The organism is Flavobacterium sp. RNTU_13 (assembly GCF_046614455.1).
Lineage (GTDB): Bacteria > Bacteroidota > Bacteroidia > Flavobacteriales > Flavobacteriaceae > Flavobacterium.
In genome coordinates this window covers 582608-595447 of sequence record NZ_JBKJHB010000001.1, presented here as the reverse complement: position 1 = coordinate 595447, position 12840 = coordinate 582608, and the positions used below count along the sequence as shown (strand labels likewise).

The 12840-nt window shown below is 43.3% G+C and carries 11 protein-coding genes; 7 read left to right on the top strand and 4 right to left on the bottom strand.

Features of this window, described 5'->3' with window-relative positions; translation table 11 throughout:
* Positions 1–45: 45 nt before the first annotated feature.
* Entirely contained in the window at positions 46–1407 is a 1362-nt protein-coding gene (locus ACLI08_RS02720) for a hydroxymethylglutaryl-CoA synthase family protein (RefSeq protein WP_411426918.1), read from the bottom strand.
* A 205-nt stretch (positions 1408–1612) separates the two neighbouring features.
* Between ACLI08_RS02720 and ACLI08_RS02715 the strand changes: the two genes are divergently transcribed.
* The 6 genes from ACLI08_RS02715 (at position 1613) to ACLI08_RS02690 (ending at position 10508) form a co-directional block, all read left to right on the top strand.
* On the top strand, positions 1613–2464 hold the full coding sequence (locus ACLI08_RS02715) for a ChaN family lipoprotein (protein WP_411426917.1): 852 nt from the start codon (positions 1613–1615) through the stop codon (positions 2462–2464).
* Between the two features lie 291 nt (positions 2465–2755).
* Positions 2756–3595 (top strand): succinate dehydrogenase cytochrome b subunit, encoded by an 840-nt coding sequence (locus ACLI08_RS02710; RefSeq protein ID WP_411426916.1) that lies wholly within the window; start codon positions 2756–2758, stop codon positions 3593–3595.
* A gap of 15 nt (positions 3596–3610) precedes the next feature.
* Positions 3611–5620 (top strand): fumarate reductase/succinate dehydrogenase flavoprotein subunit, encoded by a 2010-nt coding sequence (locus tag ACLI08_RS02705; RefSeq protein WP_411426915.1) that lies wholly within the window; start codon positions 3611–3613, stop codon positions 5618–5620.
* A 15-nt stretch (positions 5621–5635) separates the two neighbouring features.
* Positions 5636–6397: a succinate dehydrogenase/fumarate reductase iron-sulfur subunit gene (locus tag ACLI08_RS02700; protein ID WP_411426914.1), complete on the top strand. Its 762-nt coding sequence runs from the start codon at positions 5636–5638 to the stop codon at positions 6395–6397.
* A gap of 188 nt (positions 6398–6585) precedes the next feature.
* Positions 6586–7638: a thiamine-phosphate kinase gene (gene thiL / locus ACLI08_RS02695; RefSeq protein ID WP_411426913.1), complete on the top strand. Its 1053-nt coding sequence runs from the start codon at positions 6586–6588 to the stop codon at positions 7636–7638.
* A gap of 143 nt (positions 7639–7781) precedes the next feature.
* Positions 7782–10508 carry a T9SS type A sorting domain-containing protein gene (locus ACLI08_RS02690; RefSeq protein WP_411426912.1) on the top strand — a complete coding sequence of 909 codons (2727 nt, stop codon included), beginning with the start codon at positions 7782–7784 and terminating at the stop codon, positions 10506–10508.
* Between the two features lie 110 nt (positions 10509–10618).
* Here the strand turns inward: ACLI08_RS02690 and mce are convergent, their stop codons facing one another.
* Genes mce through ACLI08_RS02675 form a run of 3 tightly spaced genes read right to left on the bottom strand, consistent with a single transcriptional unit; the run spans position 10619 to position 12274 of the window.
* Complete coding sequence (gene mce, locus ACLI08_RS02685) at positions 10619–11023, bottom strand: methylmalonyl-CoA epimerase (protein WP_411426911.1); 405 nt, start codon at positions 11021–11023, stop codon at positions 10619–10621.
* A 19-nt stretch (positions 11024–11042) separates the two neighbouring features.
* Positions 11043–11438 carry a DUF1634 domain-containing protein gene (locus ACLI08_RS02680; protein ID WP_411426910.1) on the bottom strand — a complete coding sequence of 132 codons (396 nt, stop codon included), beginning with the start codon at positions 11436–11438 and terminating at the stop codon, positions 11043–11045.
* Entirely contained in the window at positions 11438–12274 is an 837-nt protein-coding gene (locus tag ACLI08_RS02675) for a sulfite exporter TauE/SafE family protein (protein WP_411426909.1), read from the bottom strand. The genes ACLI08_RS02680 and ACLI08_RS02675 overlap by 1 nt, the downstream gene beginning before the upstream one ends.
* Positions 12275–12442: 168 nt before the next feature.
* Between ACLI08_RS02675 and rbfA the strand changes: the two genes are divergently transcribed.
* Positions 12443–12835, top strand: a complete 393-nt coding sequence (rbfA, locus tag ACLI08_RS02670) for a 30S ribosome-binding factor RbfA (RefSeq protein ID WP_411426908.1) — start codon at positions 12443–12445, stop codon at positions 12833–12835.
* Positions 12836–12840 lie beyond the last annotated feature (5 nt).

Here is a 12840-nt window from a genome sequence, read left to right as displayed (position 1 = left end):
GCTTTTTTCGGATTACCAAATAACCGAATTAACGGATAACCCTAATTACTCTGCCCAACGATAGTAGCGGGCACCGGTAAGGTTAGGTAATTCGGTTTCTATTTTATCTAAAACCCACTCATTTACAGGAGCCACTACGCTGTAGTGCTGCTCTTTTTTATGGAGTTTGTTATAGGTTTCAAAGTCAATCACGGTGCTTGCTGCCAGGGTTTCAAACAGGCGTGCGTTTTCTGCGGCAGCTTTCCATCCGCTTTGCAATGTTCCCTGGAATGCCTTACTCTTAGAGCCACTACCATACGCCAGGAAACCAAACTTCTTACCTTCAAGGTCGGTGCCCTGCTCTGCTTTAACCACTAAAGCACTCAGCAGCCCCATAAAAATAGAACCCGTATACAGGTTACCTATTAATGACGAAGCCGGTTCGGCAGGTTGCAGCTTTTGGGCAACAAATGCTTTATACTCCTCACTTTTGCTGATTTCTTTAACGCGGTTAGCAAAGTCGGCTGCCTCCTCATTACCGGTAAGCAATGGGGTAGCAGCATCCAGCGCAAAAATTTCAGAGAACATTCGGCGCCCCTGATAAGCATACGGCAGGTGCATAATAATACCCTCCCACGTATCGTATAACGAACCTTGTATATTGCTTAGTTTTTTGAATGAAAAATACGCCTCACGGGTACGTTCTGTGTATACTGTGTTGCTGTATTGGCCATCAAAAACCGGTTGGTCTTTGTGTATTTCTATATGCGCCTCAAGGTTGCCAAACCAAGGTTCGTTTGCCTCAATGTTAGTAATGTCTTTTTTGGCAAGCGTTCGGTACGGCTTAAAAAAGTCGAATACCCCGCGTGTACTTACCGCCCAGTTGTTATCTATGGCTATAATCCTGGGGTTGGCACTAACCAGTAGTGCTACAGCACCCGCGCCCTGGGTGTATTCGCCGGTGCTTTCAAGGTCGTACTTAGCAATATCGCTGGCTATAACCACTGCTTTTTTATTCGGGTTAAGCCGAACAAAATCCAGGCAGTTTTGCAGTGCATCTACCGCGCCTATACAGGCAAAGGTAAGGTCTACGGCATCGCAGTGTAAAAACGTATTGTGCCCGTATTTTTGTTCCATTAACGCCACTATAAAAGACGCTATGGGCTTCGAGTTGTCTATGCCGCTTTCGGTACCTACATAAATCCGGGCAATATCGGCAGGATTTAAGTGATTGTCGTCTATAAGGCGGGTAAGGGCATTAGCACCAAACACTACAGCGTCCTGGTGGGCGTCGGGCAGGGTCATTTTTATAAGTCCCAAACCTTTTTCCAGCTTATCAGGGTCTATGTTCCTTGCATTGGCAAGGTCTTTTATAGGCAAATGTATTTTGGCAATGTCGTATGCAATAGCATCAATTCCTGTGTTCATTATTGCGTTAGGTTTTGAAGAACTGCAAATTTACTTATTTTGCACGTACCGCCGTGGGTTACACAAATGCTAAATACCATTATTGCGAAGGCGTGGGCAGTTTTCGGGTTAAAATTTTGCTATCTTTAAAATTTTGAGCAACATTGCCTTTTATTGGTAAAATATATGTGCTGCGGCAACTTTATTTATAATCATTATTAATAATATGAGAAAGATATTTACGCTGGGTTTAATGGTTTGCGCGTTGCTGCTAAACGCGCAGGATAAACAAGGTTATCAGCTGTTTACGGTAAAGGGAAAGAAAACCACATACAAAGAATTGCTTAAGGCGGCAGTAAAGGCCGATGTGGTTTTGTTTGGCGAGCTGCATGACAACAGCCTTATCCATTGGCTGGAATATGAGCTTGCTGCCGATGTGCAGCAACAGCGCCCATTAGTGTTGGGTGCCGAGATGATAGAGGCTGATAACCAGGCGGTGCTGAACCGCTATCTTTCGGGTGAGATAGAACAAAAGCAGCTTGATAGCCTGGCAAGGCTTTGGCCTAATCATAAAACCGATTACAAACCCCTTGTGGATTTTGCGAAGGCGCATAAAATACCTTTTATAGCTACTAATGTTCCGCGTAAATACGCCAGCCAGGTGTACCGTAAAGGATTAGAATCATTAACAGCGCTTACCGTTGACGAAAAACAATGGATAGCCCCGCTACCCATACCGTACGATGCTAACCTGCCGGGTTACAAGGCCATGCTGGGAATGAGCGGTGGCCACGGCGGCGATAACCTGCCAAAGGCGCAGGCGATAAAAGACGCTACTATGGCGTGGTTTATAACGCAAAACCTAAAGGCCGGCAGTACTTTTATCCATTATAACGGTACCTACCACAGCGATAACTTTGAGGGAATAAGCTGGTATCTTAAACAGTATAAACTGGGTTTGCGTGTGGTTACTATAGCGGCGGTTTCTCAAAAGGAGTTGTTACTCCTGGATGCGGAAAGTAGGGGTAAGGCCGACTTTATACTGGTGGTAGACGAAGACGTTACAAAAACCTACTAGTGTATAGTAATTTTGCTAAATATAGCCGTTGCGGGCGGTGTTATTAACAATGCTAAATCGATGTAGTTAATAACGGTATGCACGTGTGTTTGCTGCCAAGTGTTATAATGTTGAAAATAATGCAGTAATTTTGGTTTAAAATAATGTAAAGTGAAATTAATATGGGTATTTTTTTAGAAAAAAACCTACTTTAAATTGATTATAAATTATTGTTTAGAGGTTGTGGTAAAAAGTATTTAGCAGTATTTTTGTTTGATTTTTTTAAAAACCTTATACTTTTAAACAAACATTATGGCAAAATCTGCATTTTTGAAGTCTTCCATAGCGAAAAAATACTGGATGGCTTTAACAGGTTTATTTCTCTGCCTGTTTCTTGTAGGGCACTTATTGGGTAATTTACAGCTGCTTTCTACCAGCGAGGATGCTGCGTTGCACTTTAACCAATACGCGCTTTTCATGACCACAAACCCGGCAGTGAAAATCTTATCGTATCTTACGTACTTCTCTATCCTATTCCATGCTATAGATGGTATAGCGCTTACCATCCAGAACCAAAAGGCAAGGCCGGTTAAGTATGCTATGAACGCCCCGTCTAAAAACTCAGCCTGGACATCAAGAAACATGGCGGTACTGGGTACCATTATCCTTGTGTTTATTGTAACGCATATGGTTAACTTCTGGGCAAAGATGCATTTTGATGAAAACATGCCACTGCAAACCATTACGGTAGAGCAAATGGGCCAAAAGCAGGAGCTGTATGTTACTACAAACGGTAACTACCTTCCGGTAACGCTTAAGGACCAGGGTATGATACAAATTAAAAACAGGACAGAAGTAATCCGTGTAGATAACAAACTTAAAGTAGCTGACTTATATAAAGACCTTTACAAAATTACCATAGCGTTTTTTAAAGATCCTAAAATAGGTCTTGTAGCTACCATACTGTATGTTATAGCCATGATAACGCTGGGTCTGCACCTTCACCACGGTTTTAGCAGTGCTTTCCAGTCGTTAGGTTTAAACAATCCTAAGTACAACGGTTTTATTAAGAAATTCGGTTATGCGTTTGCAATAGTTGTTCCGGCGGCTTTTGCTATTATACCGTTATATATTCATTTCATATTAAAATAATCAACGTCTGCCGATATGAAGTTAGATTCTAAGATACCAGCGGGGGATATCTCCGTAAAATGGACCAAATATAAAGACCATCTTAAACTTGTTGCCCCAAACAACAGGCCAAAGATTGACATAATAGTAGTAGGTACCGGTCTTGCCGGTGCTTCGGCAGCCGCTTCGCTTGGCGAAATGGGCTACAACGTTAAGGCGTTCTGTTTTCAGGATTCTCCACGCCGTGCGCACTCTATTGCTGCACAGGGTGGTATTAACGCTGCTAAAAACTACCAAAATGACGGCGACAGCGTTTACAGGCTGTTTTATGATACCATTAAAGGTGGCGACTACCGTGCCCGTGAGGCAAACGTACACCGCCTTGCAGAGGTGTCTGTAAATATTATAGACCAGTGTGTGGCTCAGGGTGTTCCTTTTGCACGTGATTACGGCGGAATGCTGGACAACCGTTCGTTTGGTGGTACTCAGGTACAGCGTACCTTCTATGCTGCGGGTCAAACCGGACAACAGCTGCTACTGGGTGCATATTCTGCACTATCAAGGCAAATAGGCCTTGGCCGTGTAAAAATGTTCCACCGCCACGAAATGCTGGATCTTGTAAAAGTAGACGGCAAAGCACGTGGTATTATTGCACGTAACCTGGTTACCGGAGAGCTTGAAAGACATTCGGCTCACGCGGTTATCATAGCTTCAGGTGGTTACGGTAACGTATACTTCCTTTCTACAAACGCTATGGGTAGTAACGTTACTGCCGGCTGGAAAATACACAAAAGGGGCGCTTACTTTGCTAACCCGTGTTTTGTGCAAATTCACCCTACCTGTATCCCGGTACACGGCACTAACCAGAGTAAACTAACCCTTATGTCTGAGTCGCTTCGTAACTCAGGCCGTATATGGGTTCCTAAAAAACTTGAAGATGCGCAGGCCATCCGCGAAGGAAGGCTTAAGGCTACAGATATTAAAGAGGAAGACAGAGATTATTTCCTTGAAAGGAGATACCCTGCATTTGGTAACCTTGTACCGCGCGACGTTGCTTCGCGTGCTGCTAAGGAGCGTTGTGATGCCGGTTTCGGTATAGAGAACAACGATACCCAGGAAGGTGTTTACCTTGATTTCTCTTCAGAAATTATAAACAAAGGCCGTCAGGCGGCTTATGCGCAGGGTAACCACAATCCTTCTGAGCAGGAAATTGTAAAGCTTGGTAAGGCGTGGATAGAGGAGAAATATGGTAACCTTTTCCAAATGTACCAGCAAATTACCGCTGAAAACCCGTATGAAGTACCAATGAAGATTTACCCTGCGGTACACTACACTATGGGTGGCGTATGGGTAGATTATAACCTGCAGAGTACCATACCGGGCTGTTTCGTAGCCGGTGAGGCTAACTTCTCTGACCACGGTGCTAACCGCCTTGGTGCTTCGGCGCTAATGCAGGGCTTGGCCGATGGTTACTTTGTACTGCCTTACACTGTATCTGACTATCTTGCCAATGAAATCCGTACCGGTAAAATTGCTACCAATACCGCAGAGTTTGATGAGGCTGAAGCTGCTGTAAAAGCACAAATAGACGGATTCCTTAATAACAACGGTAACAAGTCTGTAGATTCATTCCACAAAGCACTTGGCCACATTATGTGGAACAAGGTGGGTATGGCGCGTAACGAGAAAGGCCTTAACGAAGCGATTGCGGAGATTGCTGCGCTTAAGGAAGATTTCTATAAAAACGTATACGTACCGGGTTCTGCAGATGAGCTGAACACTGAGCTTGAAAAAGCTATCCGTGTAGCCGACTTTATAGACCTGGGCCAGCTTATGGCGCGCGACGCACTACAACGTAACGAATCATGTGGTGGTCACTTCCGTGAAGAGTACCAGGATGCTGAAGGTGAAACACTTCGTGATGATGAAAACTTTAACTTCGTTAGTGCATGGGAGTACCAGGGGTACGACATTAACAGCGAAGTGCTTCATAAAGAGGTGCTGAACTACGAGTACATTAAAATCGCAGCCAGGAATTACAAATAAAAAATTATTAAAGATATGGCTTCTTCTAAAAATATAAATATAACCCTTAAGATTTGGCGCCAAAAAAACGCTAAAGCTAAAGGCAGCATTGAAACATATAAACTTAATGATGTTTCTACCGATAGCTCATTCCTAGAAATGCTTGATCAGCTTAACGAACAGCTAATCAACAACAGGCAGGAGCCGGTAGCTTTTGACCACGACTGCCGCGAGGGTATTTGCGGTATGTGTTCGCTTTATATCAACGGCCAGGCACACGGCCCGGCACACCAGGTAACTACCTGCCAGCTGCACATGCGTTCGTTTAAAGATGGCGATACCATTTACATAGAACCATGGAGGAGTAAGGCGTTCCCGGTAATTAAAGACCTTATGGTAGACCGTTCTGCGTTCGACCGTATTCAGCAAGCCGGTGGTTTCGTTTCTGTAAATACTTCTGGTCGTACTATAGACGCTAACGCTACCCCGGTGCCTAAGCACGATGCAGACCGCGCTTTTGAAGCGGCTGCATGTATAGGTTGTGGTGCTTGTGTGGCTACTTGTAAAAACGGTTCGGCCATGCTGTTTGTAGGTGCTAAGGTATCTCAGTATGCACTACTGCCGCAAGGTAAAGTAGAGGCTACGCAGCGTGTGCTTAACATGGTACGCCAAATGGATGAAGAAGGATTTGGTAACTGTACTAATACCGGTGCTTGTGAAGTAGAATGCCCTAAAGGTATTTCGCTTGAAAACATAGCCCGTATGAACAGGGAATATCTTTTTGCAAGCCTTAAATAATAGCTCACCGCTTTTATTATATACAAAACGCGCTCCGGTTGGGGCGCGTTTTTGTTTTTGTAAGGATGTATTGCATGCGTGTGGCATCCATTTTATGCGGAAGACGCATGTGATGCGTCGCTACAGGAAATCTTCGTAACTTTGCTGCTCAGTTACTCAGTAGCTAAGAAACTCAGAAACTCAAGAAAATGATAGAAGATAAAAACCAGCAGCGCACCAATCTGGGTACGCTGGGCGAATTTGGCCTTATAGAACACCTTACAGCGAATATTGAAATTACACAACCCTCTACCCTTAAAGGTATAGGCGATGATGCTGCTGTACTTGATTTTAAAGACAAAAAAGTGGTAGTCAGTACAGATTTGCTTGTAGAAGGAGTACACTTTGATTTGGCTTACATGCCGTTAAAGCATTTGGGTTACAAAGCGGTGGTGGTAAACCTTAGCGATATTGCCGCCATGAATGCCAAACCTACGCAGATCACCGTTTCACTCGCGGTGAGCAACCGTTTCCCTGTGGAGGCTTTAGATGAGCTTTACGAGGGTATTAAGCTCGCAGCAAAAATTTATAAAGTAGACATAGTAGGTGGCGACACTACTTCGTCTCAAAAAGGGCTTATTATTAGTGTTACGGCAATTGGTGAAGCCGATGCTGAAGACCTTGTATACCGTAACGGTGCGGGAGCTACAGACCTGCTTGTGGTAACGGGAGATGTAGGTGCCGCCTATATGGGATTACAGGTGCTGGAACGCGAAAAACAGGTGTTTCAGGTGAACCCGAATAATCAACCCGACCTTGATGCCTATAATTATCTTATAGAGCGCCAGCTGAAGCCCGAAGCCCGTACCGATGTGCGCGGTATGCTTAAGGAACTTGGCGTAACGCCTACAGCCATGATTGATGTTTCAGACGGGTTGTCATCTGAAATTATACATATTTGCAAACAAAGTGGTGTGGGGTGTAACCTGTATGAGGAGAAAATCCCTGCCGATCCGCAACTTATTAATACCTGCGAGGAGTTTAATATAGATATTACTACGGTTGCTATTAACGGTGGCGAAGACTATGAGCTACTCTTCACCATTAAAATGGAAGATTTTGACAAGATTAAAGGTAATCCTAACTTCACGGTTATAGGGCATACCACTCAGGAGAGCGAAGGTATACATCTTATTACCCGCGCTAATACTAAAATTCCGCTTAAATCAAGAGGATGGAATGCGCTTCAGGAAAACGAATAGTGCTTTTTTTGTAGTATTATAATAAGCAGTTATCCAAAAGGTTAGCTGCTTATTTTTTTTGGTGGTTTGGTGTCAGTTGATTAAATTCGTGCTGTAAGGTAGTGAGCTGCCTTGTTTTAAAAACCATAAAAAACCAATTTGCCATGAAAACTAAATTATTACGCAATCTGATTGCCGTGTTTTGCGTGTTTGTAACTTTTTTCAGCGCTTTTTCTCAAACTCCTGGACAGCTAGATGCTGATTTTAATAATTCAAACGCCATATTTCCTGGTGCTCCCGGTACAACCAGAGCGGTACACGCAATTGCTTTACAACCCGATGGCAAAGTGCTTGTAGGAGGAGGCTTTAGCGGTTACAACAACATTGACTGCCCATCCCTGATACGGGTTAATGAAGACGGAAGCAGAGATGGAGGGTTTGCCGGTAACGTAAACGGATGGGTAAAAAGTATAGTACTGTTACCTGATGGTAAAGTACTTGTTGCGGGTTCTTTTACTTATGTAAATGAAGTGCCTTGCGGAAATATAGTGCGCCTAAATGCTGATGGATCGTTAGATTCGACATTTAACCCGGGTACAGGTGCTAATGGCGAAGTAAAAGCTGTGTTGGCTCTGCCGGATGGCAGTATTATTTTAGGAGGAGCTTTTACTACTTTTAATGATTTGCCAGTTAATCATATTGCAAGGATAAACAGTAGCGGCACTCTCGATCAGGGTTTTGGAAGCAGTTTGTTACTAAACAACGACGTAAAATGTTTAAACTTACAGGCTGATGGTAAAATATTGGTAGGCGGCTGGTTTACCGGTATAGGCGAGCAGGACATAAATCGTTTTATACGACTTAATACTAATGGTACGCTTGATACTACGTTTAATACAGGGCTATATCTTAATTATGATGTTTGTACTTTAGCAGTACAGCCCGATGGTAGGATTTTAGTAGGCGGATCAGCTTCTGATGGTGGACAGGATAATCTTCTTCGTTTTAACGAAGATGGTAGCGAAGATACGTCCTTTAACGCTTCCTATTTGCTAACAAGCAGAATAGAAAAGATTGTTTTAACAAACAACGGAAAAATCTTAGTTGGCGGCTCGTTTTTTCACGTCTTCGAAGATGGACCTAACTTTCTGGCACGCCTAAATACAGATGGCAGTATAGATACCGCATTTAATGATGGTGTAGGCCCAGATTTGGATGTATTAACCCTGGTGGTACAACCCGACGGCAAAGTTATACTGGGTGGTAATTTCTATGCCTATAATAAAGTTTCTCATAGAAATATTGTAAGGATAGAAGCCGAGGGTAGTCTGGATTACACTTTTAATAAAGGAACCGGGGCAGATAGTTTAGTAAACACTATTATTACTGTAGATAACAATAAAGCTATTATTGGAGGGGCATTCACCACCTATAACGGCAAATCGACCACAGGGATTGCAAAGATTGATGCAAATGGAACTATAGATACATCGTTTACTACGGGAAGTGGAGTGTTAGGTTCTGTTGTTGCCTTAAGTGCACAACCCGATGGGAAGATTATTATTGGTGGAGGTTTTACCAAATACAATGATACACCTGCCAGCAGGCTGGCACGGCTTAATCCCAATGGTACACTTGATGCGGGCTTTTTAGTACCTGCTTCGGTTAATAATACCATAAGTGCTATCGCACTAAATCCGGATGGGAAGATCATTGTAGGCGGACTTTTTACTTCTTTTAACGATGTTGCCGTAGGGCATATTGTCCGCCTTAATCCCGACGGTAGTCCAGATGCTACTTTTACAGCGGGCTTAGGCGCTAATAATACTGTAAATGTTATTAAAGTTCTTAGTAACGGAAAGATATTGATAGGTGGTTCTTTTACGCAATTTAATGGTGCACCGGCAAACAGGATAGTGCAATTAAATCAGGATGGTACTATAGATAACGGTTTTAATGTGGGTTCCGGGTTTAACGGTACTATTTACTCAATAGCCATACAGCCCGACGGAAAAATTTTGGCTGCTGGGCTTTACAGTCTGGCAGATAATAACGAACGACGTGGCATTACTCGCCTTAACCCTGACGGTTCTAATGACGCAACGTTTAATCCGGGCTTGGGGTCAAGCGGTGCAAATCCTTTTGTGTACAATGTTACCCTATTACCTAACGGCAAAATAATGTTAGGCGGTTATTTTGAGTCATATAATAATACTTCCAGGAAAGGTTTGGTTAGGATTAATGCAGATGGTAGTATTGATACCACGTTTAATCCTGGAACCGGTGTAAATTCTTATGTAAAGGGAATAGCTGTAAGTGAAGACGGTAATCTAATGATTGTAGGAAACTTTATATCTTATAACGGGGTTTTAAGAGACCGCGTTGCGAAGGTTTTTTCCGGTGAACTTTGTACAACATCGCTTCCTTCCGGTGAATCGGTACAGTTAATAACTACAGATGTGGCTGAAAATGCTACCATTGCCGACTTAGTTGTCGAGGGAGCAGAAATTAAATGGTACGATGCTAATTATAATCTGCTTGAGCCTGATACGCAACTTACAAATGGAGCTACCTATTTTGCCAGTCAAACTGTAAACGGTTGTGAATCGGAACTATTAGCAGTTACAGTGCAGGTGGTATTGTCTATAAATAGTGTTTATAGTAGTCATATTAGCTATTATCCTAATCCTGTAAAAGATAATCTTAACATTGTATCAGCGGGGAATATTGAAAGAATAGAAGTTTACACTTTGTACGGACAAAAAGTAGCTGCAGAGGTATTTAACACCGTTACTGCAGTTTTAGATATGAAACAGTTGCAACAGGCTACCTACCTGGTAAGGGCTTACTCTGAAGGTGCTTCAAAGAGTTTTCTTGTAGTGAAAAACTAATTGTTATTTTAGTTTCAGGTTTGCCTCTCCAGTTCGGCATTGCCTCGGGTAAAGTTTCAGGTTCAGCAGAGTGGCAACCTGAAACTTTAAACCTGAAACAAATTTTAAACCTACAATGGCGCTTCCTGGCATAGCTCTATCAGTACGCCATTGGTACCTTTAGGGTGCAGAAACGCCACCAGCTTATTATCGGCGCCTTTTTTAGGGGTTTCGTTAAGTACGGTAAAACCTTCTGCTTTAAGGCGGGCTATTTCAGCCACAACGTCTTCCACGTCAAAAGCTATGTGGTGAATCCCTTCACCTTTCTTTTCCAAAAACTTGGCTATAGGGCTGTCTGCATTCGTGGCTTCCAGTAATTCAATTTTATTAGGGCCATTTTGCAGGAAAGCGGTTTTTACGCCCTCGCTGGCTACTTCTTCGGTTTTATAACACGGTGTGTTTAGTAGTTTTTCAAAAAGCGGAGTGCTTACTTCAAGGCTTTTTACGGCTATGCCTAGGTGCTCTATTTTTCTCATGATTTATTTTGGGTTTGGGTTAATGCGAAAATCCTAAGGCTATACTCATGCCTATAATCCCCATAACCAGCAGGGTTATGCATACGTACTTAGTATCTTTTTCTTTTATAAAAGAAAACAACGACAGTACCATACGCAGCACAGGGGTAAGAAACAGCAACAGTACCCCCAGGAAAATAACCGATACGCCATCGGCACGCGAAACGCCCGAAAGCACATCGGCAACTACCTCAAAAATACTGCGGTCATTTTCGGTAAAGGTGTCATAGTGTACAGTTTCCTGTGCATGGCCTGTAAGGTAGATAATACCACCGCTAAGTGCCACAGCTAGCGACAGCCATACGCCATAGCGCAGCAGGTTGCCTATTAGTTTTTGGAAATCCTTTTCCTGTTTCAGGTTGTGTTTGTGTTCCATTATATGTTTCCTTTAATACCGTTATAAATCATGTTTAGCGCCAGTACCATAATAAGGCAGGCAAAGAACAGGCGAAGCTTTTTTGGGTTGGCTTTAATAAGTACCCTTGCACCGGTTAAGGCGCCCAGTAGCACACCTATTACCACAGGCATACATATAGCAGGCTGTATGTACCCTTTTTGTATGTAAATAACTGAGCTGGCCACGGCGGTTACACCCATCATAAAATTACTGGTGGTGGTAGATACCTTAAACGGTATACGCATAATATTATCCATGGCTATTACCTTAAACGCCCCAGATCCTATGCCTAAAAGGCCAGACATCATTCCGGCAAGGCCCATCATGCTGAATCCGCCTATAACATTTTTTACACCGTAGGGTACGGGTGTACCGTCCGGTGCGGGGTAGGTGCCCGGCAGGTCTAGTTTTTCGGCCAGCGGGCTCGAGGTTTGCAGTACGTGTTCTGATTTTTTGCGCAGCGAATTTATAGCCGAAAAAATGAGGGTAAGCCCAAATATAATGGCAATGACCGAAGCGGGTGCCGCGCTCGAAATCAATGCGCCGCCCACTGCGCCAAGTGTAGTAGCGATTTCCAGGAACATACCCAGCCGCATGTTAGTAATGCCTTCGCGCACGTAGGCCGCCGCCGAGCCAGACGATGTTGCTATGACCGATACCAGCGCGGTGCCAATGGCATAATGGATGTCTACCCCCAGCACTATGGTAAGCAGCGGTATAATAATAATGCCGCCGCCCAGGCCCGAAAGCGAACCAATAAAGCCTGCAAGCCAGGCGCCAAACAGCATAATCAGGGTAAATGTAAGTACCGACATGGCAAATAATTTTCTGTATGAGGCGTAAATTTACGCCTTAAAAAATAAAATATTTGGTAATTTGGGCTAAATGTTGCTAATCTGATATAGTTTGAGGCTATTTATGCCCGTGCTAACGCGTTAAGTGGATTTGGCACAAGCTATCAATAAATTGAGTACTTTTGCAAAATGGAAACAAATAGGCAGAAAAAAATAGGAGCGTTGCTGCAACAAGACCTTGTAGATATACTACAGGGCGAAATTCGTAAGAACGGTGTAAGCAACCTTGTTATATCTATATCTAAAGTAGCAGTTACCACAGACCTTTCTATTGCAAAGGTATACCTTAGCGTATTCCCTTCAGAAAGGGGTGGCGAAATATTAAACGCTGTAAAAAGCAATGCGCCGCTTATAAAGCACGACCTTGCTCAGCGCGTAAGGCTACAGCTTCGTAAGGTGCCAAACCTGGTATTTTATATAGATGACTCACTAGACAGGATAGAAGTGCTTGATAAAGAGCTTAAGGGAGCTAATAACCCTATTGAGAACCCTGAACTATTGGTTCGACGCAAAAAAATGTAAACCAG